22 protein-coding genes and 1 tRNA gene are annotated in these 24,905 nt (G+C 71.5%); 11 read left to right on the forward strand and 12 right to left on the reverse strand.

Annotated features, from left to right (window positions below; all coding sequences use genetic code 11):
- Nucleotides 1-32 precede the first annotated feature (32 nt).
- Entirely contained in the window at nt 33-1,097 is a 1,065-nt protein-coding gene (locus tag ACI8AK_RS08840) for an inositol monophosphatase family protein (RefSeq protein ID WP_456901675.1), read from the forward strand.
- On the opposite strand, the gene ACI8AK_RS08845 is transcribed toward ACI8AK_RS08840, so the two are convergent.
- Nucleotides 1,094-1,435, reverse strand: a complete 342-nt coding sequence (locus tag ACI8AK_RS08845) for a VOC family protein (RefSeq protein ID WP_456955891.1) — start codon at nt 1,433-1,435, stop codon at nt 1,094-1,096. The two genes, ACI8AK_RS08840 and ACI8AK_RS08845, sit on opposite strands and share 4 nt — an antisense overlap.
- Before the next feature lie 29 nt (nt 1,436-1,464).
- Nucleotides 1,465-2,862, reverse strand: a complete 1,398-nt coding sequence (locus ACI8AK_RS08850) for an FAD-dependent oxidoreductase (protein ID WP_456955893.1) — start codon at nt 2,860-2,862, stop codon at nt 1,465-1,467.
- 83 nt (nt 2,863-2,945) lie between these two features.
- Here ACI8AK_RS08850 and ACI8AK_RS08855 point away from each other — a divergent pair, with 83 nt between their 5' ends.
- Nucleotides 2,946-3,254 carry a putative quinol monooxygenase gene (locus tag ACI8AK_RS08855; RefSeq protein WP_387987979.1) on the forward strand — a complete coding sequence of 103 codons (309 nt, stop codon included), beginning with the start codon at nt 2,946-2,948 and terminating at the stop codon, nt 3,252-3,254.
- A gap of 62 nt (nt 3,255-3,316) precedes the next feature.
- Here the strand turns inward: ACI8AK_RS08855 and ACI8AK_RS08860 are convergent, their stop codons facing one another.
- The 5 genes from ACI8AK_RS08860 to ACI8AK_RS08880 form a co-directional block, all read right to left on the reverse strand.
- On the reverse strand, nt 3,317-4,126 hold the full coding sequence (locus ACI8AK_RS08860; RefSeq protein ID WP_456901672.1) for an Fpg/Nei family DNA glycosylase: 810 nt from the start codon (nt 4,124-4,126) through the stop codon (nt 3,317-3,319).
- Nucleotides 4,119-5,492 (reverse strand): cryptochrome/photolyase family protein, encoded by a 1,374-nt coding sequence (locus ACI8AK_RS08865; protein ID WP_387987977.1) that lies wholly within the window; start codon nt 5,490-5,492, stop codon nt 4,119-4,121. The genes ACI8AK_RS08860 and ACI8AK_RS08865 overlap by 8 nt, the downstream gene beginning before the upstream one ends.
- A gap of 48 nt (nt 5,493-5,540) precedes the next feature.
- Nucleotides 5,541-5,861 (reverse strand): GNAT family N-acetyltransferase, encoded by a 321-nt coding sequence (locus ACI8AK_RS08870; protein ID WP_387987976.1) that lies wholly within the window; start codon nt 5,859-5,861, stop codon nt 5,541-5,543.
- 248 nt (nt 5,862-6,109) lie between these two features.
- Entirely contained in the window at nt 6,110-6,406 is a 297-nt protein-coding gene (locus ACI8AK_RS08875) for a hypothetical protein (RefSeq protein WP_387987975.1), read from the reverse strand.
- 75 nt (nt 6,407-6,481) lie between these two features.
- Complete coding sequence (locus ACI8AK_RS08880) at nt 6,482-7,006, reverse strand: hypothetical protein (protein WP_387987974.1); 525 nt, start codon at nt 7,004-7,006, stop codon at nt 6,482-6,484.
- A 930-nt stretch (nt 7,007-7,936) separates the two neighbouring features.
- Here ACI8AK_RS08880 and cas7g point away from each other — a divergent pair.
- The 3 genes from cas7g to cas3g are packed head-to-tail and all read left to right on the forward strand — an operon-like array spanning nt 7,937 to nt 13,543.
- Nucleotides 7,937-9,172, forward strand: coding sequence for a type I-G CRISPR-associated RAMP protein Csb1/Cas7g (gene cas7g / locus ACI8AK_RS08885; protein WP_456955895.1), 1,236 nt, complete (start codon nt 7,937-7,939; stop codon nt 9,170-9,172).
- A complete protein-coding gene (gene csb2 / locus ACI8AK_RS08890) occupies nt 9,169-10,692 on the forward strand; it encodes a type I-G CRISPR-associated protein Csb2 (RefSeq protein WP_456955896.1) in 1,524 nt (507 codons plus the stop codon). Before cas7g ends, csb2 begins: the two co-directional genes overlap by 4 nt.
- Before the next feature lie 10 nt (nt 10,693-10,702).
- Complete coding sequence (gene cas3g / locus ACI8AK_RS08895) at nt 10,703-13,543, forward strand: type I-G CRISPR-associated helicase/endonuclease Cas3g (RefSeq protein WP_456955898.1); 2,841 nt, start codon at nt 10,703-10,705, stop codon at nt 13,541-13,543.
- A 2,689-nt stretch (nt 13,544-16,232) separates the two neighbouring features.
- Here cas3g and ACI8AK_RS08900 read toward each other — a convergent pair.
- The 3 genes from ACI8AK_RS08900 to ACI8AK_RS08910 all read right to left on the reverse strand — a co-directional run bounded on the left by ACI8AK_RS08900 (nt 16,233) and on the right by ACI8AK_RS08910 (nt 19,160).
- Nucleotides 16,233-17,591, reverse strand: coding sequence for a helicase-related protein (locus ACI8AK_RS08900; RefSeq protein WP_456955900.1), 1,359 nt, complete (start codon nt 17,589-17,591; stop codon nt 16,233-16,235).
- Between the two features lie 412 nt (nt 17,592-18,003).
- Nucleotides 18,004-18,969 (reverse strand): AAA family ATPase, encoded by a 966-nt coding sequence (locus tag ACI8AK_RS08905; RefSeq protein WP_456955902.1) that lies wholly within the window; start codon nt 18,967-18,969, stop codon nt 18,004-18,006.
- A gap of 5 nt (nt 18,970-18,974) precedes the next feature.
- On the reverse strand, nt 18,975-19,160 hold the full coding sequence (locus ACI8AK_RS08910; RefSeq protein ID WP_456955904.1) for a helix-turn-helix transcriptional regulator: 186 nt from the start codon (nt 19,158-19,160) through the stop codon (nt 18,975-18,977).
- 576 nt (nt 19,161-19,736) lie between these two features.
- On the opposite strand from ACI8AK_RS08910, the gene ACI8AK_RS08915 reads away from it, so the two are divergent.
- Entirely contained in the window at nt 19,737-20,897 is a 1,161-nt protein-coding gene (locus ACI8AK_RS08915; protein WP_456955906.1) for a tyrosine-type recombinase/integrase, read from the forward strand.
- A gap of 28 nt (nt 20,898-20,925) precedes the next feature.
- On the opposite strand, the gene ACI8AK_RS08920 is transcribed toward ACI8AK_RS08915, so the two are convergent.
- Nucleotides 20,926-21,001 (reverse strand) — tRNA-Arg (locus ACI8AK_RS08920).
- Between the two features lie 95 nt (nt 21,002-21,096).
- On the opposite strand from ACI8AK_RS08920, the gene ACI8AK_RS08925 reads away from it, so the two are divergent.
- From ACI8AK_RS08925 to ACI8AK_RS08945, 5 genes are read left to right on the forward strand one after another with little or no spacing between them, the layout of a single operon-like run.
- On the forward strand, nt 21,097-21,420 hold the full coding sequence (locus ACI8AK_RS08925) for a hypothetical protein (RefSeq protein WP_387987973.1): 324 nt from the start codon (nt 21,097-21,099) through the stop codon (nt 21,418-21,420).
- Between the two features lie 44 nt (nt 21,421-21,464).
- Nucleotides 21,465-21,902: an SRPBCC family protein gene (locus tag ACI8AK_RS08930; RefSeq protein WP_387987972.1), complete on the forward strand. Its 438-nt coding sequence runs from the start codon at nt 21,465-21,467 to the stop codon at nt 21,900-21,902.
- 41 nt (nt 21,903-21,943) lie between these two features.
- A complete protein-coding gene (locus ACI8AK_RS08935; RefSeq protein ID WP_456901670.1) occupies nt 21,944-22,798 on the forward strand; it encodes an NAD-dependent protein deacetylase in 855 nt (284 codons plus the stop codon).
- Nucleotides 22,795-23,094, forward strand: a complete 300-nt coding sequence (locus tag ACI8AK_RS08940) for a biopolymer transporter Tol (RefSeq protein WP_387987970.1) — start codon at nt 22,795-22,797, stop codon at nt 23,092-23,094. Before ACI8AK_RS08935 ends, ACI8AK_RS08940 begins: the two co-directional genes overlap by 4 nt.
- Before the next feature lie 31 nt (nt 23,095-23,125).
- Entirely contained in the window at nt 23,126-24,088 is a 963-nt protein-coding gene (locus ACI8AK_RS08945; RefSeq protein ID WP_456901669.1) for an MSMEG_6728 family protein, read from the forward strand.
- Here the strand turns inward: ACI8AK_RS08945 and ACI8AK_RS08950 are convergent.
- Nucleotides 24,058-24,795, reverse strand: coding sequence for a phosphotransferase family protein (locus ACI8AK_RS08950; RefSeq protein WP_456955908.1), 738 nt, complete (start codon nt 24,793-24,795; stop codon nt 24,058-24,060). The two genes, ACI8AK_RS08945 and ACI8AK_RS08950, sit on opposite strands and share 31 nt — an antisense overlap.
- Between the last annotated feature and the right edge of the window lie 110 nt (nt 24,796-24,905).

Raw genomic sequence — 24,905 nt, forward strand, 5'->3', positions numbered from 1 at the left:
CGTGCCGGGGGAGCACTGACGGCGGGGGGACCGTGGCGGACACGATGCGCGTGGCGGCGTCGGGGGAGGACCTGCGCGCCGCGGCCCGGCTGCTGGGCGTCGGCCCGGCGGCCCTGGCGCCCGAGCTGCTCGACCCCGGCGCGCGGCTGCTGGTCGGCGACGACGCCGCCGCGCACCTGCGCCGCCGCTGGACCGACGAGGGCACGACCGAGGCCGTCGTCGTGCACCGCTCCACGCACGTCACCGGCCGCTCGGCGCTGCTCGCCGTCGCCGCGGCCTGGGGCTGCTCGCAGGTCCGCGACGCGGGCACCGGCCGGGTGGTCGAGGTGGCGGCCCCGCCGGACGACGCGCCGCTGACCGCGCGGTTCGCGCACCTGGCCGCGCTGGCCGCGACGCGGGTCGAGGTGGCCGTGGCGCTGGCCCGCGACACCGGCCTCGACCGCCGCAAGGACGACGGCAGCTGGTCGATGGCCGCCGACGAGGCCGCGCACGCCGCCGCGGCCGGGACGCTGGCCCCGCTCGGCGTGCCCGTGCTGTCGGAGGAGCGGCCGGACCCGGCCGTGTCCGACGACGACCCGTGGATCGTGCTCGACCCGCTCGACGGCACCGGCAACTTCCGCGCCGGCCTGCCGCCGTGGGCGTTCTCGGCGGCGCTGGTGCACCGCGGGCGGGCTGTCGCCGGGCTCGTCGTCGACCTGTCGTCGGGGCGCCGCTGGGCCGGGACCGTCGACACCGGCGCGCAGCGGGACGGCGTGCCGGCGCGGGTGCGGGAGGGCAGCACCGTCGTCGCGCCGTCGGGCCGGACCGTGCGGGTGCCCGGGACGGCGCACCGCGTGCGGGTGACCGGCTGCACCGCCGTCGACCTGTGCCTGGTCGCCGACGGGTCGGCCGGCGCCTGGCACGACCTGGACCGCAGCGGCACGCACGTGCACGACGTCGCCGGCGGGCTGGCCGTGCTCGCGGCCGCCGGCGGGGTCGCGCTGACCCCGGACGGCGACCCGCTCTCCCTGCGGCCGGACACCGAGACGCTGATCCGGTTCGTGGCGGCGGCCTCCGGGCAGGGCGCCCGGGAGCTGGCCGCCGCGGTCCTCGGCTAGAGGGTCTGCCCCAGCACCACGGTGTTGCCGGTCGGGTCGGCGCACGATGCCAGGCGGAACTGCCCGTCGGGGGTGGTGAACAGCCGGGGCTCGATGCCCCGGGCGGTCAGCTCGGCGGCTCGGGCGTCGGCGTCGTCCACACCGAGGACCACGGTGACGCCGCGCGGCGCGTCGGGCAGCGCGATGACCTGCACGGCGCCGCCGTCGGTGAGCTGCCACTCCGCGCACGAGCTCATGGGCCGGCGGTCGGGCTCGCGGCCGAAGAGCCGGCGGTACCAGGACTCGGCGGCGGGGAAGTCGTCGACGGGCAGGACGGCGAGGACGTTGCTGGGGTGCATGCGGGATCGACCGGACGGTGAGCCGGAACTCATCGGTCCGCGGCGGCCCGCACGGCGGCCAGCAGGGACTCGCGCTCGTGCAGCGTGGTCCGGGCGCGGCCGCGGGTGGCGCCGAGGGCGACCTCGGCGGCGTCGATGGCCCGCCAGTCCTCCAGCAGCACCGGCTCGGCGCCGCGGGCGCGCAGCGTGCGCACCAGGTCGTCGCGGTCGCCGTGCGCGCCGATCACCCCGGCCTCGGCGTCGGCCAGCAGCGACGCCACCGTCTCGCGGGCGTCGTGCTTGTTGGTGCCGACGACGCCGGTGGGCCCGCGCTTGATCCACCCCGCCACGTACTCGCCGGGGGAGCGGGCGCCGTCGCGGATCACCCGGCCCTCCTCGTTGGGCACGGTGCCGGTGCGCGGGTCGACCGGCAGGCCGGGCAGGCCCTGCCCGCGGTAGCCGACCGAGCGGACGACGAGGTCGGTGGGCAGCACCTCGGTCTCGCCGGTACCCACGGCCCGCCCGTCGCCGTCGACGGCGGTGCGTTCCACCTCGATCCCGGTGACCCGGCCGGTGCCGAGGATGCGCACCGGCCGGCGGTAGAAGCGCAGCCACAGCCGGCCGCGGCCGGGCTCGGGCCGGTGGCCGGCCCACTCCCGCAGGACGGCGAGGTTGCGGCTGGCGTTGCGGTCGCCGGCCAGGCGCTCCTCGGCGGCCGGGTCGAGGTCGAGGTCGGCGGGGTCGACGAGCACGGTCGCCCGCTCCAGGCCGTCGAGCTCGCGCAGCTCCATCGTGGTGAAGGACGCCTGGGCCGGGCCGCGGCGGCCGAGCACGGTGACCTCCTCGACCGGCGTCGCGGCGAGGGTGTCGAGCACGTGCTGGGGCATGTCGGTGGACTCGAGCTCCCGCGGGGCGCGGGAGAGCACGCGGGCCACGTCGAGGGCCACGTTGCCGACACCGACGACGACCGCCCGCCGCACGCCCTGCAGCGCCGCCTCGACCGTCGCGCGGTCGGCGTCGGGGTGGCCGCAGTACCAGGCGACCAGGTCGGTGGCGGCGAGGCTGCCGGTCAGGTCCTCGCCCTCGATCGCCAGCGCCCGGTCCAGCGCCGCCCCGTAGGTGTAGACGACGGCGTCGACGTGCGCGCGCAGGTCCTCGAGCGAGACGTCGGTGCCCACCTCGACGTTGCCGACGAACCGCACGCCGGGGTGGTCCAGCGCCCGGTGCAGCGTGTCGCGGATCGCCCGCATCTTCGGGTGGTCGGGGGCGATGCCGTGCCGGACCAGGCCGAACGGGGTGGGCAGCCGGTCGAGCAGGTCGACGGTCACCGGGACCGGTGCGCGGCGGGTCAGCGTCTCGGCGGCGTAGATGCCCGCCGGGCCCGCGCCGACGACGGCGACCCGCAGCGGCCGCTCGCCGTCCGGGGCGGGGGATCCGTCGTCGGCCACGACTGGCATCCTGGCCCGGCCGGGGCGTCGTGCGCCAGATCACCGCCCCGGCCGACAACCGCCCACCGCAGAGGGGACCGCCCGTGTCCGTCGTCGTCGTCGCCACCATCAGCCCGAAGCCCGAGCACGTGGACGAGGTCCGTCAGGCCGTGCTCGAGACGGTGCCGCAGGTGCACGAGGAGCCCGGCTGCGAGCGGTACGCGCTGCACGAGGGCCGCGGGGTGTTCGTCATGGTCGAGCAGTGGGAGAGCCCCGAGGCGCTGGCCACCCACGGCAAGGCCGAGCCGCTGACCGCGCTGTCGGCGAGGCTCGAGGGCAAGCTCACCGAGCGCCCCGCCGTCCAGGTGCTCACCGCCCACCCCACCGGCGACCCCGCCAAGGGCGCCCTCTAGACGAAGGACCCCTCCGCCCCCCACCGCTCGCACGCTCGCGGTGGGCCCCTGCAGAGGGGCCGTCAGACGGCCTGGCAGACGGGGCACCAGTAGAGGTTGCGGCCGGCCATCTCCTCGGTGCGCACCTCGGTGCCGCAGATCCGGCAGGGCAGGCCGGTGCGCCGGTAGACGTAGTGCGCGTCCTCCCGGCGCACCGCACCCGAGCGGCGCGAGCGGTCGGCCGGCTGCGTCGTCACGATCCGGCCCATCCGGACACCGGCGCGCATGAGCACCACCAGGTCGTCCCACAGCGCCTGCCACTCCTGCTCGCCGACGTCGCGGCCCGGGCGGAACGGCGAGATCCGGTGCCGGAAGAGGATCTCGGCGCGGTAGACGTTGCCGACGCCGGCCAGCACCGCCTGGTCCATGAGCAGCGCGCCGACCGCCGTCCGGCTGCGGCCGACCCTCGCGTACGACAGCGGGCCGCCCCGGCGGGTGCGCAGCGGGTCGGGGCCGAGCCGGTCGAGGATCACGTCGACCTCGGGCCGGGTGAGGACGTCGCACGCCGTCGCCCCGCGCAGGTCGGTCCACACGCCCTCGCCCTTCGGCCCGTCGGCCACCCAGCGCATCCGCAGCGCGCCGCGCGGGGGAGGCGGGTCGCCGACGCCGGTCGTGTAGGTGCCGTAGAGGCCCAGGTGGACGTGCAGCACGTCGCCGCCGAAGTCGGCGAACAGGTGCTTGCCGTAGCTGGTGACCTCCTCGAGCACCCGGCCGTCGAGCAGCGCGGCGCCGGCGGCGAAGCGGCCCTGCGGGCTGGTGACGTGCACCGGCCGGCCCGCGAACAGCTCCGACTGCTCCTTCGCCAGCCGGTACAGGGTGTGGCCCTCAGGCATCGCGCACCGCCTGGTAGCGGGCCAGCGCCACCTGGCGCTCCTCCGCGTGGTCGACGATCGGCAGGGGATAGCCCTCGGGCGGTCCGCCGGGCAGGGTCCACGGCTCGTGCACGTACCGGTCGGGGACGTCGCGCAGCTCGGGCACCCAGCGCCGCACGTAGACGCCGTCGGGGTCGAACTGCTCGCCCTGCCGGGTCGGGTTGAACACGCGGTGGTACGGCGAGGGGTCGGTGCCGGTGCCGGCCACCCACTGCCAGCCGTGGTGGTTGCTGGCGAGGTCGCCGTCGACGAGGTGGTCGAGGAAGTAGCGGGCGCCGCGCCGCCAGTCGACGTGCAGGTCCTTGCAGAGGAAGGACGCCACGACCATCCGCACCCGGTTGTGCACGTAGGCCTCGCCGTGCAGCTGACGCATCCCGGCGTCGACGATCGGGTAGCCGGTGCGGCCCTCGGCCCAGGCGGCGAAGTGCTCGTCGGCCTCCGGGCCGGTGTCGTACCGCATGCGCGCCATCCGCGGGTCGAACGGCTCCCGCGCGGTCTCGGGGCGGTGCCAGAGCACGTCGGCGTAGAAGTCCCGCCAGATGAGCTCGCCGGTGAACTTCTCCACCGCCTCGGCGTGGTCGTCGGCGAGCGCCTGCGCCTCGGCGAGCAGCGTCCGCGGGTGCACGGTGCCGTACTTCAGGTGCGCCGACAGCCGGCTGGTGCCGTCGGAGCCCGGGGTGTTGCGGCCGGTGGCGTAGCCGAGCAGCCGCTGGTCGCGGAACAGCGCCCACGCGTCCAGCCCGGCGCGCTCGCCGGCCGGGGGCAGCACGGTGCCGCCGAGGTCCTGCGCCGGTGGCAGGTCCTCGGAGCGGACGCCGTCGGCCCACGCGACGTCGTCCGGGTACGGGGCGGGGGAGTGCAGCCCGCGCGCCCGCCAGGCCCGGGCGAAGGGCGAGTAGACCCGGTACGGCGTGCCGTCGTCCTTGGTCAGCCGGCCGGGCGTGACGCCGTAGGGCGAGCCGGTGCGGACGAACGGGACCTCACCCAGCGCCCGCTCGACCGCCGCGTCCCGCGCCCGCCCGTACACCCCGGCGTCGGAGGACACGTGCACGCTCGCCGCGCCCGTCTCGCGCACGAGGTCGGGCACCACGCGCGCCGGGTCCCCGGAGCGGACGACCAGCGCCCCGCCGGTCTGCTCGCGCAGGTCGGCCAGGCAGCCGCGCAGGAACTCCCGCCGCGGCCGGCCCGACGGCTCCCACAGCCGCGGGTCCACGACGAAGACGGGCACCACGGTGCCGTCCCGGCCGGCCGCCCCGACCGCGGCGACCAGCGCCGGGTGGTCGCGCAGCCGCAGGTCGCGACGGAACCAGAGCAGGGCGGTCGGCACCCGCGCCAGGTTAGGTCGCCCGGCGCGGGGCCGCAGGTCAGCGCCGGGTCAGCGGTCGGCGGTGGCCAGACCGAAGTGGGGCTTGTCCTCGTCGGCGACGAGGTCCAGCGTCTCGGGATGCTGCTGGATGTAGTGGCGCACGAAGGAGCAGTAGGGCAGGACGTGCAGTCCGCGCTCGCGGGCTGCGTCGAGGACACCGGCCACCAGGACCTTGCCGAGTCCGCGACCCCCCATGCTGGGGTCCACCTCGGTGTGCGGCAGTGCCATCGTGCCGTTCTCGACGTGGTAGCTGGCCAGTCCGACGACGCGCTCGCCGACCCGCACCTCGAACCGTCCCCGCTCGGGGACGTCGACCACCGTGGTCTCCATCGTTGCGTTCCCACCTCCGCTATGCCCCGGCGCCGTTGCCGGGGACACGACGTGCACCTGAGACGGTAACGCCTCGCAGCCGAGAAGGTTTCCTTCTCGAACCAGTGTCCGCCGGAGGAGTTCCTCGACCGGTGCCGGCCCCCGGCGCCAGGACGGCGCCCGCGACGGGGAGCGGGCGGAGCAGGCTCGGGCCCCCCGGGTCGTCCGGCGCGGAGGCGTGGTGACACGGGTGCACCGCGAACCGGGCGTCATGGGCGGGGGTTCGTGCGCGTCCACCCGCGGTCGTCCCGGCGGGCGCCGAGCGCGGCGCGGCAGCGGCGGCAGACGGCCTGCACCTCCTCGGCGTGCCGGCCGGACTCGGGCTGCACGTCGGACCAGCTCACGTGCGGGAAGCGGGCCAGCCGCGAGCGGGACAGCGACAGGCCGCAGACCGTCTCGTTGCGCCCGCGCTCCCAGGCGTGCACCTCGCCGCTGGGGTAGCGGATGCCGTCGTCGGGGTCGGTCCACTGGCCGGCGGCCGCGACCGCGGCGTTGCGGAGTGCCATGCGTCCCCTGTACCCGCGGCGCACCGTCGGGCCCACCCCGACCGGCGGACCTGCGGGTGCGGACGCCGCGGCGGGTCAGCTCAGGTGGTCGAGCCGGTCCTGCAGGAACTCCAGGTGGGCCTGCGCCCGGGCCTCCAGTCCGTCGAAGAAGGCCGCCGCCGTGAGCATCTCGCGGTGGACCGCGGCGACGTCGACGCGGTCGGAGCCGAACGCGGTCTGCAGCCGGATCAGTGCGCGGGACGTCACCGCCGTGTCCTCGGCCGCGTCGGGCCACAGCCCGACCAGCACCTCCTGCACCACGCTCCAGTGCGCGAAGACGTCGTCCCCGTCGAGGGTCAGCGGCTCTCCCGTGAGGGCCGGGAGGTCCTCGAGGACCCCGAGCAGGGAGAGCCGGAGGTGCTCCCGCCAGGCCTCCAGGTAGCGGTAGACCACCCACTGGCCGGCCGGGTCCCCGGCGGTCAGCCGCGCGTACAGCAGGGCCGTCTCCTGGAGGACGCCCTCCCGCTGCTCGCAGCGGCCCCGCGGCCCGTCCCAGGACAGCGGCACGAGGAGCGCGTCCGACGGCGCTGCAGGTCCCACCGACTCCGCGTCGTCCACCATGGTCCGGAACGGTAGAGGGCGTCCGGCCGCGACCGGTACGCCGGACGTCCCGGGACGGGTGCCCCCGGCAGGATTCGAACCTGCGACACACGGTTTAGGAATCAGTTTCCGCCATGTCCGTGATCTGCAGGGGAAGGCGAGCTAGGCTATCTGAGCTGCGCATTCGCCTACGCTGACTGCTGATGACTCGCACCGTTGCGCATCGTCCTGTGCCCCCGGCGTGCCCCTGTGCCCTCGGCGCCCGGCGGACCCGGGGTTGCTTAGCTCGGGTCAATGTCGTCGATGTACTAGCCGGCTGAGGATTTCTAGAGGATGTGGGGTATTGGGATCTAGGTCATGCGGCTGGACTGAACATCGGGGGGCCGTAGCAACCGTGCTGCGGGACTACTCATAGGTTGGTGTCAACGCGGCGCCCCCGCTCTGCCGACTGGGAAGAGCAGGGGCGCCGTCTTTCTGAGGTCCGCACCGGAGCACGTCCCGGTGCGGAGGTTGTCAGCGACGCTTGGTCGTCGTGGTGACGGTGACGGTCACCTTGACGGGACCGCGCCGGACCGTACGCGTGACGCGACGGGTGGACACTGGCCTCACCTCCCTCCCAGAGTTGCCATGGCGGCAACCTCCGGGGGTCGGGCGGTACGTGCTCCGCTCGATCCGGTGTAAGGTCCTCGCGCTTCCCCAAGCATGTGAACCTCGGTCACCACCGCCCCGGCGGTGTGCCGGGGTTTCGCTCTGTGTGAGGACGATACCGCCCGAGGGCGACAATCTGTAGTCGTCGTGTCACGGAACGTTGTCAGTAACCTCACCGTGCTCATGAACCGCATCCCTCACCCGGGGACGTCGACACCCTGCTAGTGACGGTTTGTTGGGGCTCCCTCCCATGCATGTCCACCCTCCGGCTGTTGTCGTAGGAGGCGGTTACGGTCCCGCGCCGTGACCACCATCGACCCGGACCTTCTGCTCGCCGCCTGCGCCACCGGGGGCCCCAGCTGTCTTGCTTCGACGACGCGCCTGCGTCCGGCTGGCGGCCTCCACACCGCTGTCGCGCCAGCGAAGTACCTGCAGGGCAAGGGGAACGACGCCAAGTCCGTATATGTGTACGAGCGGCGGTTCCTCGACGGGGTGCCTCGCCACACCGTGTTGATCGACTCGAAGCAGTCGCAGCTCAACCGGCTTGAGGCTCAGCTAGAGCAGGCACGGGTGGACGGTCACCCGCTGCTCTCCCGGATCCCGCATGTTCAGGTCACCTACCGAGATGGCGACGATGTCCGGGTCTTCTCCGACCTGACGCTCCCGCACCGCGTATTCGACGCCCACATCCGGGCCGGCACGGTCGATGGTGTCCCCACCACGCAGACCCCTCTCTACCGGGCCGTTCGAAACGCCGGTCCCGCCGACGCCCGTGCACTGCTCGACGTCAGCCCGGCAACGCTGCTGCTCGGCGGCTGGGACGCCAGCCGCAGGTCCCGACAGGGCCGCTGGCGCAGTGCTCTTGTGGGCGAGATCGTCGGCTTCGTCCCCACCGTCGGTACGAACGGCGACGGCGTCCCCGTTGAGGGTCGGCGGGGAGGTGCCCGCATCGACCCGGTCGGCATGCAGATGCGCGTACCAGGGACAGCCCTCGGACAGATGGCCGAGGCTCAGCGGGAGGACCTGAGCACCAAGACCTACGACAAGATGATGCAGCAGGCCCAGAAAGCTGGCGCGAGCCCCGTGGCCGCGGCCGAGCTAGGCTTCGGCGGCATCCCACCGGCGCTGTCGGCGCTGGGTGGAGTGGCCTGCGACCCCATCCTGCGCAGCCATGTCCTCTCCTTCGCCGCACTGCGGCAGATGCGCTTCGGCGCCGGCCCGGAGGGAGACTCAGCTTGCCGCGCCCTACTCGCGGCGCTTGCCTTGGCCGGTCTCGTACGCAGCGACGCCGAGCTGTACCTCCGGGCCAACTGCGACCTCGTCGAGGACGGCCCAACAACGATGACCCTCGACCAGCGAGGCGGCGAAGAGCTGGTTCTGACCGCGCCGAATATCGCGGCTGCCGACGCACTCCTCGAGTCCGCCCTGCAGAAGGCAGAGGAGCTGGCCGGCGTGACCTGGTCGGGCGTGGCGTTGTCCGTGACCGGCAACCCGGATGTGGTCCGGGGAGCTGTCGCGGAAGAGAGCGACGCATCATGAGCGAGTTTGCGGTCATCGCTGAACTGCCACTGGGCACTTACCGGGCACGCACGCCCGGCGGTCATCTCGACCCGGTTCCTTCACCAGCCCGGTTGCATGCTGCACTCCTGTGCGCCGCGGCCACAGGCCCACGGGCCAGGCTCACCCACGGGGAGCTACATCCCAACGATGACGACCTGGCGGCGCTGCGGTGGCTTGAGCAGAACCCGCCTGACGGCGTGTTGTTACCGAACACGGATGAGGTGCGCACCACCGTCTACGGCTACCGGCGCGAAGGAACGTTGGTGAAGGAAGGCGGCCGCGGCCCGAGGGACAAGGTCGTTCCTAGGGACTTGGTGGGAGTGATCGCGGTCGACGGCTCCTTCGCTTGGACCTGGGCGACCCCCCCGCCTCCCGCCGTTCAAGAGAGCCTGGACGCCCTCTGTCGCGACGTCGCACATCTGGGCACCGCCGATACACCGGTGCGGATGCGGATCGGCACGGCATATCCAACCCACCGTCGTGACCCACACGCCGACCTGTTCGCGACCGAAGAAGGCCTGGACGTCGATATCGCCGCTGACGGCCGCACCGAGGCGCTAATCGAGGCATTCGCAGCCCAGCGGAGCACTCCCACCGTCGCGGCAGATAAGTTCTCCACCAGCGAAGCTCCTCGGTCAACGACCTACGTTGAGGTTGGCAGGCAAGCCGCCCGATTCTTGAGCCTTACCCGCGACGAGGAGCCAGACGGCCCTTGGTCCACGGTCCTCCTCGCTGGCTTTGGGGGACCTCAAGATCGAGTCCGCCCAACTGACCATGTCGGCTGGGCCACCGCCGTGCATCGAGCTCTCATCTCCATCGTCGGTGACGGAGCACCAGCAGTGCTCACCGGCACCTACCTCCCGGGAGCCCCGCGGCCGGCTAACCGAGTGGCCATCCAGATCCTGACGCCGGATGTCGTCTGCACCGCTGGTATTGCCCATGAGGGGGCGGTCTTGGCTGTCTTGCTGCCAACCGGTGCGGATAGCACTGATCTGGCCATGGTCAGCGAGGCCTTTGGGCGACTGCCGTATGTCACCTGGGGCCGAGCGGTCCGTACGCTCGCTCCGCTCCGCGCGCGGTCGGCGCGGACCTTCTGGCCGGCCGGTCCGGCGGGGCGCCGGTTCGAGGTCCGCCCAGCCGCCGTCCCCGACACCCGCCCGCTGGGTCGGGACTGGACGATCGCCGACGCTGTGGCGCTGTCCTTCGGCTTTGTGCTCCGGGACCGAGTGGAACTGGTTGGTCAGGGGCGTGGGGACGCCCGGCACCGGGATACGGCACGGCGCATCCACGCCGCCGGACTCAAGGTGCACGCCGCCCAGCGGGTCATGGACGGCGACCTCTCCCGATATGCCCATCGCATCGATGCGACCCGGGTGATCCAGCCCTATCGTGCCCAGCTGACTCTCGGTGGTCTGCTCAGCGAGCGAAGCTTGGCCTGTATCGGCCAGAGCCGGCATCTCGGCGGTGGGCTCCTCGTCCCCATTGACGGGCGGGAGTGATCCGATGGTCGTGCGATCTGACTTCGGTGACTTCTTCGCCGCAGTCCGGCCAGGCCAGCGTCCGTTCGCATGGCAGGAGCGTCTGCTGGACCTCCTGCTCTCCGATGGGCGTTGGCCGGACCGCATCGTGGCACCAACCAGTGCGGGCAAGACGGCCGTCGTCGATGTCCATGTCTTCGCGAACGCCCTTGCAGCAGCCGGGCGAGGCCCGCGGATTCCTCGTCGACTTGTCCTGGTCGTCGACCGGCGATCGGTGGTGGATAGCCACCACGACCACGCGCGGCAGATGGCGGCACAGTTGGCCGATGCCCGGGAGGGGCTACTTCGCGACGTAGCTGATGCCCTGGCCAGCTTCCGACTGGAACTGCCGGTCACGGTCGGCGTCCCTCTCGACGCCGCGCCGCTGGTCACCGCCCGCCTTCGGGGAGGCGCGCCGCCGCCTCGAGGCTGGCGCGACTTGCCGGAGATGTGCAGCGTCCTCACAGGCACGCCCGACATGATCGGGAGCCGACTGCTGCTGCAGGGCTATGGCTCGTCGTGGCGAGCATGGCCTCGCGAGGCCGGGCTGCTGGCCTTCGACACCGCACTGGTCGTCGACGAGGCACACCTCTCGCGTCAATTTATGGCGACGGCGCGTCGCGTCGCAGAGCTAGTGAGCCAGCCTGAGTCACCCATGACAGACCGTGTGCCGGTACTCCAAGTCGTCGAGACGACCGCGACGCCCCAGCCCGGGATCGGCCGTGAGATCGGGGTCGAGGATGCCGACCTGGCAGATGCGGTCCTCGACCGTCGCCTGCGCACCCCGAAGCCGATCAAGCTGCTCCCCCTCGGTGACTGGCCCCTTCCGTCGTCGAGTCCGGCCCTGGAACTACTGGTGGACGAAGTACGCCAGGCCCGGGCGGACTTTGGCCCCACGGTGGGGTGCGTTGTGAACCGGGTGGCCACCGCGACCACGATTGCCCGGTTACTCCGATCCGCCGGCCTAACCGTCGAGCTGCTGGTCGGGCGAATGCGACCGGCGGACCTCGACTATCTGCGCCGTCGACGGCCAGGGCTGCTTAGCGCACATGGCAACACCGACGTGGACGTGCTGGTCGCCACGCAGACGGTCGAGGTCGGCCTTGACCTGGACCTGTCCGCGCTGGTCACCGAGCTCGCACCGGGGGCCGCCCTCGCTCAGCGCAGTGGCAGGGTGAACCGCAGGGGCAACCGAAGCGCAACGCGGGTGGTCGTGGCTGTCCCCGCCTCGGGCAAGATCCGCGAGGGAGGGACCGAGCCCTACACGCCCGGGGACCTCTCCGACGCGTTCTCCTGGCTCGGGCGGCTCGCCGAAAATCCCGAGGGGTTGGCACCGTGGTCGCTACGCGCCGACCCACCTCCTGGACAGCGACTACCCCGCCTGCTCCTCCGCCGTCTGGAGCTGGCCGACGCTTGGACCTGGGCGCGGACGAGCGTGGAACCCTTCGCCCGGCCCGACTTGGACCTGTGGCTGGCGGACGACCTGGCCGCCGACCGCGACGCCGGGCTGGTCTGCCGAGCCGGCATGCCCAGCGACCCAGCGCTGGCTCTCGACTTACTACGTCTCCTCCCACCGAGGGCGCACGAGGTCTTTCCGGTCGGGATCGGCACACTGCGGTCACTTCTATCGGACCTGCACGCAGCTCCTGGTCTATTGCTTCGCAAGCGCGGTGACGAGGTCGCCATCCTGCGCGAGAGCGACGACGACCTGCGAGCCGGCGACATCCTCGTGGTGGACGCCGACGCGCCAGTTCACGTCGAGGGGGTCGTGGTGGCCGGGGAGTCGCGGGAACCCGCCGCGGACGTCCTGGAGCACGTGCCTGCCACCGCCGACGGCCGACTCGAGCCGGTCCGCCCCGGCGCCGTTGTGCTGCGGTGGGGATCGTTCGGCTCTTCGAACTCTTCGGATCGGACCGCTACCGGAACGCCACCCGAGGCGGCACCCGGCATCGGCCACCTCCCCCGCCCAGCCCGGACGGTTCTGCAAGAAGGGCCGGCCGGGACGGCCGGGCGCTGGTCCAGGGACCAACGCCGTGCACTGGCCGACATCCTCGCCAGCACATCACCCGACCATCGCCAGCCTCCGGAGCAGCGCGCTGTATCGGTGGCCATGAGGAACGCCGCCGTCACTCTGCTGCGCCGCGGCCGGGTCCAGGACGCAGCACTGCGCGTGTTCTCCGACGACGACGAGCCCACCCTGCTCGTCCTGACCGACCTCCGTCGAACGACCGTCGATGAAGACGTACGCCAGACGTGGACGCCCAACGACGACCCCGTTCCCTTGGACCAGCACGCCGAGGCCGTCGCCAAGGCCGCTGCGCAGTTGGCGCACGGCTTAGGCCTCGACGAGGAGTCGATCGGGGTGCTCAGGTTGGCCGGGCACCACCACGACGACGGCAAGGCAGACCGGCGATTTCAAGCCGTACTCGGCCGCTGCGATAACGGGCCCCTGTTGGCGAAGAGCGCCACTCGCGGCCTTTCAAGCGATGCCACCGCGCAGTCAGCGGCCGGTCTCCCACCCGGGTGGCGGCACGAACAGCGCTCTGTGCTCAACGCCTGGCGAGAAGTACCCGAGCCTGCCCGGAGGCTGGTCGCTCGGCTCGTAGGCACCACTCACGGACATGGCCGGGGCGGATTTCCGCACGGCGCAGCGACACTGCTCGATGAGTCCGACCACCGGCAGCTAGCCGCCGATGCCCAGCGGTTGTTTGATGATGGCGAGTGGGAGCACCTCGTGGAGGACACCGACGAGCAGCTCGGCGTCTGGACCATGGCCTACCTTGAAGCACTTCTTCGGGCGGCCGACGGTCGGGTGAGCGCGGTGGGCTCATGACTGCAGAAGATCGGACGTTGCTGGCTTGGAGTGGCCATGATGCGCTTTTCACGCACGCGGTGCTGTGGGGAGCGGGTGCGATAGCAATGACAGTGCGCCAAGGCATCAGGTTGGGATGGACGGGCGGCCTGTCGCCTGTCGCCGTCGTTGATGGTATTGCCCCTGCCGAGCTCGCCGCAGCTGTACGACAGCGAGCTCTGCAGTCCATCGACCGGAGCCATTGGATGCAGGCCGCGCAGCCGCACGACCAGACCAGGGCCCTATTCAGTCCGCGGATCAAGGCGGTGCCAGATGGGGCGGCATGGAAGGCTATGCAGGCCGCCCGTGACGAGCAGCTCGCTCGTCTGACCGAACAGGGTTCTGCCCTCGACCTGCGCCTACTCGCCGCCCTTGGGGAAGCGTCTTGGTGGCACCAACACCGTGGAAAGCCCCGACAGGACGATGGTGCCAGCCGACTAGAGTTGCAGCCGCGTAACCAGGGCAGCGAGTTTGTCGGCACATTGCTGCGCAAGCTCGCGGCTGCTGTCGCAGCCCGCTCCGTCGCCGAGGTCGAGGCCGGTCTGACCGGTGCAATGCGAGCCGATGAGGCCGGCAAGGAGGAGGCTGGCAGCCGCAGCGCCGGGAACTTGCGGCCGCCTGGCCCCACGGACAACGCGTTGGCCTGGGTGGCGATGTGGGGTTTGTCGACGATCCCTGTGGCACACCAGGTCCACACAGCAAGCCTGACCGCGGCTTACCTAACCCCGCTGACGAACGGACGGGCAGGCGATGGGCGTAAGGGTGATTACGTCGCCGTGCCCCTGTGGACCGGTCGCTGGACGGTTGCCCGGCTTAGAGCGGTGCTGGCCAGCGGTGCCTTAATCGGTAGGGGTCGTGCGGCCCTGTCTAGCAGCGGCGACTCAGCTGAGGGGAGGCGTGACGAAGCATGGCTACTCGAGCGCGGCGCTCGTGCCCTCGTACTTTTCCCGGTGGAGGTCTTCGGTTCAGGAAACGCTCCCGAACGGCGGGTCCTGCCCGGCCGCGTCGTTCGGCTCGGAAGAAGCCAGTCGTGACGGCGGCGATCTCCATTCCCCCTCGATCGCGGGAGTGGGCGGAGGGGGGAGTATCGGCTCCTCCGTCACCCCTGTGCGGGTTGCCATTCGTTTATTCGAGTGGTCTAACTATCGGGTCGACAGTAGCGCCAAGGAACCCTCTCGGTCACTTCTCTTCATTGAGGGTCGACTGTCCCACTGCTCAGCGACGATGGCGATCCGCGCAGCTCCCTATAGGGCTGCTCTTCATTCAGGCGAGTCCGCGGGCTGGGACTGGCTCCTTGGCGATCTCACTTTGCGGTCATATGTCAGACTGCTCTTCATTGAGGGCCCGAGGGCCGTGCGGGTGGTATCGACGCGTGCGTTACGTGCAGTCGTTTCAGGTGCGCCCTTCATCGAGGTTCGGCCGGAGTGAGCACCGCCAGCCCATTGTTTATCTGCGACTCCCCTTCTTGGGAGCGCTCTTCTTTGAGGCATGCGTCCGGGCGTGGACCTTCTCTGCCTGCCTATCGTCTACCGATCATTTGAGGCCACCCTCCTTGCGCATGCAGACAGCGCTTGGTTCTGAAGTCTCGATTCATTCAGGCTTGATTCAGTCGAGCATGTCGATGTGGTTGCGGAGTTCTGCACCCTCCAGAGGGTGCCCTTCATTGAGGGACGGCTGCGTGCACATGGTTGTTGTGCTGCGCTCGCATTCGCCTCCTGATCGAGGCGTCTCATTGAGGCGAGACGATTGAAGGTGGCGCGACCAAGCGCCGGTGGATCGCCCGTAGCCCGTTTAGGGCTACCTTCATTGAGGGAGTTTGGCGCCTGTGCCAATTGCCCCTAGCAGAAATCCCTACTCACCTTCTGGGCTGCCTGCACCTCCGGCGCCAGGTGTCCTTGGGCGTCGCGTCTCCGGTCCGACCGAGGATGTGACCCTTCATTGAGGTCCGGTGATTAGGATGCATTGGCCGCCGACGACCCCAACTTGCAGTTCATCCTGGACTGCCTTCATTTAGGGCCGTACACCGCCGTATCGATACCCCCGCGAGCTAGTGGGCCGCTCTTGTGAGCCGCCCTTTCATTGAGCCCACTCGGCGCTTTCCTGAGGCGAGATTCCGCATCATTGAAGCGTCCTATGGTGGCTAGGCGGAGTTGGCGTGATAGGTTGCGAACTGTAACCGTTGGGCTGCTCTTCATTCAGGCATGCAAGGGGTAGCGATGCCAGCCGAGTCGGTGAGACTCGCTCTCAGCCCTCTCTGGGTTGTCCTTCATTTGCGACGTTCCGCGCCCAGTGTGGAAGAGGTCTTGCGCTAGAGGTGTTCTCGGAGGCATGCCCGGCCTTCGCCTCTGTCCTTCATTTAGGGGCGTCGACGGCTGGCCCGCTACGCGTCTCGACGCGGACACTGCAACCCGTTCTGTGGGTTGCTCTTCATTAAGGCCCTTGCTCGAGGCGAACATTGAGGACTCGGTGTGGCTCCTATCGGACCATGTCGTCGGGACGTCGATCACCCGGTCTGGTGGCTCTCGGCATTTTCCGACAGCCACCCGGCGGCTAATGCCCTCTGGGTGCGCTGTCGAACTGTTCGCCGGCCCCTCCTCGCACGGTCGCATATTGGTGCGCCCCAGCCACCCCATCCGAGGTGGCGCCGGGCGTCATGGGCTGCCTCGGCAGTCTAGCTGCGCAACAACGCTGCTTGTGCCTCCTTTCGCGTGAGCCGAGAGATGGCCTTCCGGTCGCACTCGTGGTCGTTCAATACAAGCCAGTGGTCCACTCGCGGGAACGGGGAGCCGTAGCGGATGACCCGCCCAACGGCCTGGTCGAGGCGAGCCGGGTTGTCGGGCAAGCCAACCGACACCAGGTGGCGGCAGAATTGCAGGTTCAGGCCGCGCTCGACTACGCGCGACCCGAGCAAGACGCCGACGGTCGGGTCGGCCTTAAAGTCTTCGACAATTCGGGGGCGGCTGTCCTTCGCCGTGTCGCCGCGTAGGTTGGCGTGACCGATGCCCAAGCCCATGAACTGGTTCGCGATGGCGTCTAGTTCATCCAGGCTCTCGGCGACGACGAGCACCTTGGTGGTCGGGTCCTGAGCGACCAGGCCGGCGACTAGCTGAGCGGCTTCGAGGGCCCGACTGCTGGCGCCGAGCCGCTTCCCAGTGATGACCTGCTCCTGGCGCTGTAGCCGGCGCAGGGGGGCGAGTCGGTCGGCTGAGGCCATGGCGCGGTCTTGGTCCGCGCGCAGCGGCACCCAGATGTCGTGGCGGATGTACTCAGGACGACGGAAGTCGTCGACGCAGCGGTCGCGACAGAGATAGTGGTCTGCAATGAGCTTTCGGAAGCGGCGTGCCGCAGCTCTGCTCGACCATGCGTGTGCAGTCCTGCGGTCGTCGTACTGCCGCCATTCGACGAACTCCAGGTCGAAGGCATGTCTGGCGGGCAGGGCCGGTAGACCGAGCAGCCTGTACATGGTCCAGACCTCGACCGGGTCGTTCTCGTAGACGGTGGCGGTGAATGCATGCACTCGGTCGGCCGTCTCGGTGGTCGCCAGCACTGCGGCGTGCCTAGACCCGCCGCCCTTGATCGCGGAGACCTCATCCAGAATGACTACTGCCGTAGGCTCGGACCAAAGGTGGCCGCGCGTCTGCCACTGCGGAAAGGTCATGATCTTAATGTGAGCGGGCTGGCTTATCGCCGCTCGGCGCCTCGACTCGCTTCGTGAGGCTAGGGCCGGATCGCCGGCTAGGTTGCAGACCAAGAGGTCTGGCAGGAATCGGCTGAGTTCTCGGGCCGTCTGCTCGGCCAAGGCGTTGCCCTCGGTGAGCCAGAGGACCGGCAGGGAGGTGGTGACTACGCCATCTTCGACCAGGTGCGCGATCAGACCGGCAGCCTGCACGGTCTTTCCAGCTCCGACCGGATCCCCGCACATTGTCTTTCTCGTCATGACCATGAACTCGATGCCCTCGGCCTGGTGTGGGCGAAACTCGCCGCCATCCAGCTCCGAGTAGTTGAAGTACCTCAACGCGTTGCTGTTCATCTACGTCTTCCCGGTGCTCCCTGGCTAGACGGAAGGGGGCACCTACACCGCCAGTCCGTGCTGGCGGAGTTGGTGGTTGGTGGTTGACGCGGAGGCTCTTCGTCTCCGCGCTCTGTGAGACGGCGCTTTGCGCCTTGCCTCGACCAGAGGTGGTAGGGGCAGCGGCTCTGCGTGCCGCCTCCTGGGACGGCCAGGGCGAGTCGATGCCCTGGCCCAAAGTGAAGACGCGGCCGAGGAGGCCGCGACATAGACATAAGTCGTGGCCGAGGCGTCGTTGCCTGAGCCGAGGCTGAGGTAGTCAGGAGGACGCCCGCCCTAGAGGGGCGGGGTCCATGGGTGAGTCACTAGTAGTGGATGGAGGGGGGTTATAGGGGGGAACCAACCCACCCACCCACGTTGGTCGACCCGGGTGTCACCCACCCGATGGGACCGAGGTGGTTGATGCGGGCGGCCAGAGCCCCTTCCTCCGAAGCGTCTTGATGAGACCGACGCCGGCGTCCTCGGAGGAGACGTCGTTCATGTGATCTCGGAGGTAGCGGCCGTACGCGCGGTCCCTGAGCCCCGGAGGAGCCTGGGCCAGTACGTCGACCGCCGTGAGGTGGCGCGCCCGTACGTTCGGCCGGCCGGCCGGTGTATCGGCTTCCGCCGGTGTTGAAGTCGCCGTCCGTCGCCCCATGCCGCCGTCCATGACTCGGCCGCCCTCGCGGGCCACCCAGTACTCGGTCATCGGGGCGTCGTTCCCGTGACTCCGGACGCCGTCCCGAATTACATGGAGGGAGTGCCGGAAGAAGGCTGGGATCGAGTGAACCCCCGCCGGCTTCCCGCCCCCGCTGTTGGTGTGGTGCACGAGCACAACCGCCACTCCCGCGTCGGCTATGGCCCCCAGGCACGCAAGCGGGCGAGCGACCTCGGCGTTGGAGTTGGTGTCCACGGCGCCAGCCCAGGCGTACAGGTTGTCGACGATCACGAGCCCGATGTCGTCAGCCGCAACTCCGGCGGCGAGTGCCTGCCATCGGGGGACGTCAGGCCCCGGTGGTGAGCCGAGCAGGACCATGTCTCCTAGACCCTCGCCGAGGCGGTCGGCGTACTCCCGTATCCCGCCCGCATCCGCGGCCAGGACGAGGCTGGGACGAACGCCACCTTCAATCCGCTGGCCGAGCCACCGGTGGCCAGTTGTCATGGCCGATACGAGGTCGACCATGAGCCAGCTCTTCCCGACCTCTGAGAGGCCGTACACCATCGTGGTGGTGGCGTGGATCAACCCCTCTACGAGGAAGCGGGAGGTGTCCGCGTAGTCGCGGCGCACCTCATCTACCGAGCGGGCGTTGACCTCGTCCCGCCATGCCGTCCATGGCGTGTCGATCGTGTTGATGGTCATCGTCCTCAGGAACCTGCAGGGACAGCCTGGGCCTCGACCCAGGCGTCGATGTCTGCTGCTCGGTAGCGGACGTACCTGCCCACCTTGTGGCGGCGGGGGCCGAGCCCTCGGCTGGCCCACGAGTAGATCGTCGCCTTGGGCACGCCGAGGTAGTTCGCAACCTCTTCGACCGTCAGCAGGGTGCCGTTCATTGTCTCTCCTAAATGGCGATGTCGTCGCGCCGAGTGGCGACAGGCCTCAACGTAAGTGAGCCATTCGCCTACACCGAGGGTCAGAGGGTCCCGTGTCGACTGCTCACGTCTCCAGTCACTCCAGTCACAAGATCACATCTCAGATTCTCGGTGCAGTGCTGCGTGGTCCTCTGAATGGCCCCATGGCGCGTCAGTGCAGGTCAACGCGGACAAGCGCCTCTGTCGCGGCGTGGGCGCAAACGCACTGCAAAACACTGAGGGGTCGACTCCCGTCCGCATATGTAGGACTACCGGAGGAGTGCCTCAAGGGCTCCAGATTCTTTCCGATGTCGGCGGAAAGGCATGTGCTCTCAGCGGCAACCTCACCGTCGCGAACTGGCGTGACCTCGCCCACTTGTGCGTAGTCGGCGCGTTGACCAAGATGCTCGTCACCGAGGCCTTGGGGCGCTCAGTCGTCCTCCCGGCCTTCCTGGAGCCCAGCCCTTCGGTGCGGTGCTGGTCTGTGTAGTCCCCGGGGCCGGCAGCTCAGCCGGTCCTGCATCGCGGACTCGGCTCGGCTCCCGCTACACCACCAGCGTGGGCATCACCCGGATGGAGATGAGCGAGATGGCCAAGGTCTATCGCCGCGTCAGAGCCCGAGAAGGTAAGCCGGATCTGGTCACCTACGAGGCCCGGTGGCGCGAGCCTGACGGTCGGCAGCGGAAGAGGACGTTCAAGAAGAAGTCCGACGGGGACCGGTACCTGACATCGATCGAGTCCAGCCTGCTCACCGGCGGGTACGTCGACCCGTCCCGCTCCCGGGTCACGGTGGGGGTGTACGCCGAGCAGTGGATGGCCGGCCGCACGCGGCTGAAGCCCAAGACGTTGGCCTCCTACCGGTCCCTGCTGGTCAACCGGGTGTTGCCCCGGTGGGCCGACGTCCGTCTCGACCGGATCACCTACGAGGACGTCACGGCCTGGGTGTCCGACATGGCCGCGACGGTGTCACCCTCGACCACGCGGCAGGCGTACCACCTGCTGACCTCGATGCTCGACGAGGCGGTCAAGGGCCGGCGGCTGCCGTCCAACCCCGCGTCGGGGGTCGAGCTGCCCCGACTGCCCCGGGTGCACAAGCGCTACCTCTCGCACGAGCAGGTGGCCCAGCTCGCCGAGGCGTGCGGGGACGAGGGCGTTGTCGTGCTGATGCTGGCCTACACCGGCATCCGCTGGGGGGAGCTGGCGGGCATCCGCGTGGGCCGTGTGGCCCCGGGCGCCCGGCGGGTCCACATTGCCGAGGCCATGAGCGAGGTCGATGGGCGGGCGATCTTCGGCCCGCCCAAGACGCACGCCGACCGGTGGGTGGCGGTGCCGCGCTTCCTGCAGGCCCGTATCGGTGAGCTGATGGCCGGCAAGGCGCCGGGTGACCTGCTCTTCACGTCGCCCCAGGGCGACGTGCTGCGGGTGAGCAACTTCCGACGCCGCTGCTTCGACCGTGCGGCGACGGCGGTGGGCCTGGCCAGCCTGGTCCCGCACGAGCTGCGGCACACGGCCGCGAGCCTGGCCATCGCCTCGGGCGCCAACGTCAAGGCGGTGCAGTCGATGCTCGGCCACGCCAGCGCGGCCATGACGCTGGACCGCTACTCGCACCTGTTCGACGACGCCCTCGACGCGGTCGCGGACCGCCTCGACGAGGCCCGTTCTCGGACTGTTGTGCCCCCTCTGTGCCCCCAGGACGTTGTCGTCCCCCTGGCCCGCTAGGCCGCACGCCCCTGACCTGCAGTGATGCTGGTGCCCCCGGCAGGATTCGAACCTGCGACACACGGTTTAGGAAACCGATGCTCTATCCCCTGAGCTACGGGGGCTCGTCGGCGCAGCGCCGACCGGGGTGTGCGGAACCGAGGCTACCGGGACGCCCGGGAGGGGCCCGCGGAGCGTCCCCGGTGTCTACCGTCTGTGCGTGTTGCTCGCAGTGGTCGAGATGGTGCTGCTGCTGGTGCTCGTCGCCCTGCTGCTCTCCGGCCTCGGCGTCTGGACGGCGGGACGGCGGGCCGCTCCGCCGCGGGCCCGGTGGGCACCGGCGCACGACGAGGTCGACGGGCGGACGCGGGTGCTGCTGCGCCGCTCGTACCCGGGCCCCGACGGGGTGCCGGTCGTGCTCGAGGACCGCGTGTTCGCCGCCTTCCCGGCCGACGACCCCGCTTGGGAGGCCCGCTTCACCGAGGCGATGGCCGGCGCCCGGTTCCGCTGCTCCTACCTGGACGCCGAGGACTCCGCCGGCTGAGCCCCCGCGGCGCGGCCGGTGCGAACGCGGGCAGGATGGCGGGCATGGGACAGGTCGTGGCCACCGCCGAACGCGTCGTCAACGCCCCCGCCGAGCGGGTCCGGGCGGCCCTCGCCGACTACACCGGCACCCGGCGCGAGGTGCTGCCCGAGCAGTTCAGCGACTACCGCGTCGAGGCCGGCGGCCAGGGCTCCGGCACGCGGGTGCACTGGCGGTTCGCCGCGACGTCGAAGCGGGTGCGCGAGCAGGACGTCGAGGTCACCGAGCCCGACGGCACCCTCGTCGAGCGCGACACCCGCTCCTCGATGGTCACCACGTGGACGGTCACCCCGGCGGACTCCGGCAGCAGCACCGTGCGGGTGCGCACCACCTGGACCGGCGCGGGCGGCATCGGCGGCTTCTTCGAGCGGACCTTCGCCCCCAGGGGCCTGCGCCGGGTGTACGACGACCTGCTCGGCCGCCTGGAGGGCCGGCTCACCTGACGACGGCGGCGCGGCGTGCGGCCACGGAGGACGATGGGCCGGTGACCGCCGCCCTCCCCGCCGTCCAGACCGCGGACGGCCTCGACGAGCTGGCCGGCCTGGTTGCCGACGGCGACGTCCTCGTCCTCTCCGGCGCCGGCCTGTCCACCGACTCCGGCATCCCCGACTACCGCGGCGCCACCGGCTCCCTGCGCCGGCACACGCCGATGACGTGGCAGACCTTCCGCCGCGACCCCCGCGGGCGGCACCGCTACTGGGCGCGCAGCTACGTCGGCTGGCCGCAGATGGCCGCCGCCCGCCCCAACGCCGGGCACTCCGCCGTCGCCCGGCTGCAGCGCGCCGGCCTGCTCGCCGGCGTCGTCACGCAGAACGTCGACGGGCTGCACCAGGCCGCCGGCGCCCGCGACGTCGTCGAGCTGCACGGCGGACTGGACCGGACGGTGTGCCTGGCCTGCGGGGACGTCGCCCGGCGGGACGAGCTGCACCGCCGGCTGCGGGCCGCCAACCCGGCCTTCGGCCCGCGCGCGGACGAGGTCAACCCCGACGGCGACGCCGAGCTGCCCGACGAGGTGCTCGACGGTTTCGTGATGGTCGGGTGCACCGCGTGCGGCGACGGGCCGCTCAAGCCCGACGTCGTGTTCTTCGGCGAGACCGTCCCCCGCGACCGGGTGGACACCTGCTTCCGGATGCTCGAGGAGTCCGCCGGCCTGCTCGTCCTCGGCTCCTCGCTGACCGTCATGAGCGGCTACCGGTTCGTGCTGCGCGCCGCCGAGCTCGGCATCCCGGTGGCGGTGGTCAACCTCGGCCCCACGCGCGGCGACGCCAAGGTCGACGTGAAGGTGGACGCGCCGCTCGGCGAGGTGCTGCCGGAGCTCGCCCGCCGCTGCGGCGCGTGACCCGCCGCGAGGTCGAGCACACCGACGACGGCCGCTGGGTCGTCGTCGACGGGCGACGGTGGCGGAAGGCGGACCCGTCCCTGCCCGACGACGTCCGCGCCCGGCTGCTGTCCCACCTGGGTGCGGCGCGCGCGGCGGTGCGCACGGCCCCGGACCCGGCCGCCGTCCGGGCCGCCCGGGACCGGGTGCAGCTGGCCAAGACCGGGCTGGGAGAGCGCGGTCCCGCCTGGTGGGAGCAGGACGGCGACGCCCGCCGCGCCCGCTGGGAGGCGGCGCTGGAGGCGCTCGGCGGTTGACCGCGCGCCCGACCGGGCAGGAACCGCCGCGATGCAGACCTTCCTGCCGGTGGCCGACTTCGAGGAGAGCGCGCGGCTGCTGGACTCACCGCGCCTGGGCAAGCAGCGGGTCGAGACGCTGCAGGTGCTGCGCGCCCTGGAGCTGCCCGACTACGGCTGGTCCTCGCACCCGGTCGTGCACATGTGGCGCGGGCGGACGGCGGCGCTGGTCGTCTACGGCCTGGCGATGGTGCGGGTCTGGCGCGAGCGCGGGTTCGCCGACAGCACGCACACGCTGATCGCCGAGTTCGCCCCCGACGTCGAGGGCGCCACGCAGGACGAGCTCGCCCGCGCCGGGATGCTGCCCTCCTGGGTCGGCGACGAGGCGCTGCACCTGTCCCACCGGTCGAACCTGCTCGCCAAGGAGCCGGACTTCTACCGGCCGCGGTTCGCCCCGCTGTTCGGCGACGAGCCCGACGACCTGCCCTACGTCTGGCCCGGTCCCGACGACGTCCCGCCGGCGGCCGAGCCCGAGGGCACCCGGGTGTGGGTCGTGCGGCCGCGGGCGCACAACGAGCTGGGCGCGTGCCTGGCCGCGGGCGTCGTGGGGCTGGGCACCCAGTCGGGGATCGACGTCGACGCCACGGGCCTGTCGCCGGCCGAGCTGCGCGCACTGGCCAAGGAGATCTCCGGGCGCCGGCCGAGCAAGGACCTGCGCCAGCTGTCGACCTTCCTCGACGAGATCCGCCCCGGCGACCCGGTGGCGCTGCCGATCGAGCACGGCGCCGGCCTGCTGGTCGGCGAGGTGCTCGGCGACTACCTGTTCGAGGGGCGCGAGCTGCTGCCGCACCGCCGCCCGGCCCGCTGGGACCACGTGGTCCCGCGCGCGGCGGCCCGCCCGCCCGCGACGCTGCAGGACCCGCGCGCGCTGTTCTCCGTGGTGCTCGACCCCGACGTGCTGCCGCCGTCGCTGGCCGGCACCACCTACCGGGAGCCCGCGCTGCCGCTCGTGTGACCCGCGCGGACGACGCTCGTCCACGCCCGCGCGTGCAGCCGGCGCAGCTCCAGCCACGGCGCGAGCTCGGCGTCGGACGGGCCGCCGGCCGCGTCGAGTGCGGCCCGCCCGTCCAGCCGGGAGGTGAGCCGCAGGCAGGCGAGGTCCCACTCCGGCGGCCCGGCGCAGGTGTCCTCGAGGTCGGCCCACCGCCAGCCGTCGGGGGTGGCCAGCAGGTTGCCGGGGTGCGCGTCGCCGTGCAGCACCTGCACGCGCCCGCCCAGCCGGGGACGGAGGACCTCCACCTGCTCCGCCGTCCGCGCGCGGACGGCGGGCTCGACGCCCCACGCGCCCGCCCGCTCGCTGAAGACCGCGAGGTCGTCGAGCGGGGTGTCCAGCGGGCGCCCGGTCACCGGCAGGCCGGCGAGCACCTCGTGCAGGCCGGCGAGCGCGGTGGCCACCTCGGCCGGGGTCGGCGTCCGCGGCAGCACCTCCACGCGGGTCCAGAAGGTGAGGGTCAGCCCGTCGTGCACGTGCGGCCCGGGCGGCAGCAGGTCGCTCGGCGGGACGACGGCGGCGCCGGCCGCGGCCAGGGCGCCGGCCAGCGCGACCTCCCGGCCGGACGGGCGGGCCGGGTCGGGGCGCAGCAGCGGCGTCAGCGTCGCCACCCGCGCCACGACCGGCGCCGGGGCCAGGTGCACGACGACGTTGACGCCGTCGTGCAGCACCCGCGCCCCGGCCGACCGGAGGCCGTGGGGGGGGGGGGGGGCCGGGGGGGGGGGGGGGGGGGGGGCGCGGGCGGGGGGGGGGGCGGGCGGGCGGGGGGGGGGGGGGTGGG

Source organism: Geodermatophilus sp. SYSU D00867, assembly GCF_054050315.1.

What these genes read in the sequence shown, in the direction of transcription:
- ACI8AK_RS08900 (WP_456955900.1), bottom strand. Translation starts at nt 17,591, where the DNA reads ATGAACAGCAACGCGTTGAGGTACTTCAACTACTCGGAGCTGGATGGC.
- ACI8AK_RS08860 (WP_456901672.1), bottom strand. Translation starts at nt 4,126, where the DNA reads ATGCCTGAGGGCCACACCCTGTACCGGCTGGCGAAGGAGCAGTCGGAG.
- ACI8AK_RS08880 (WP_387987974.1), bottom strand. Translation starts at nt 7,006, where the DNA reads ATGGTGGACGACGCGGAGTCGGTGGGACCTGCAGCGCCGTCGGACGCG.
- csb2 (WP_456955896.1), top strand. Translation starts at nt 9,169, where the DNA reads ATGAGCGAGTTTGCGGTCATCGCTGAACTGCCACTGGGCACTTACCGG.
- ACI8AK_RS08945 (WP_456901669.1), top strand. Translation starts at nt 23,126, where the DNA reads ATGCAGACCTTCCTGCCGGTGGCCGACTTCGAGGAGAGCGCGCGGCTG.
- ACI8AK_RS08930 (WP_387987972.1), top strand. Translation starts at nt 21,465, where the DNA reads ATGGGACAGGTCGTGGCCACCGCCGAACGCGTCGTCAACGCCCCCGCC.
- ACI8AK_RS08905 (WP_456955902.1), bottom strand. Translation starts at nt 18,969, where the DNA reads ATGACCATCAACACGATCGACACGCCATGGACGGCATGGCGGGACGAG.
- ACI8AK_RS08845 (WP_456955891.1), bottom strand. Translation starts at nt 1,435, where the DNA reads ATGCACCCCAGCAACGTCCTCGCCGTCCTGCCCGTCGACGACTTCCCC.
- ACI8AK_RS08875 (WP_387987975.1), bottom strand. Translation starts at nt 6,406, where the DNA reads ATGGCACTCCGCAACGCCGCGGTCGCGGCCGCCGGCCAGTGGACCGAC.
- ACI8AK_RS08910 (WP_456955904.1), bottom strand. Translation starts at nt 19,160, where the DNA reads ATGAACGGCACCCTGCTGACGGTCGAAGAGGTTGCGAACTACCTCGGC.
- ACI8AK_RS08870 (WP_387987976.1), bottom strand. Translation starts at nt 5,861, where the DNA reads ATGGAGACCACGGTGGTCGACGTCCCCGAGCGGGGACGGTTCGAGGTG.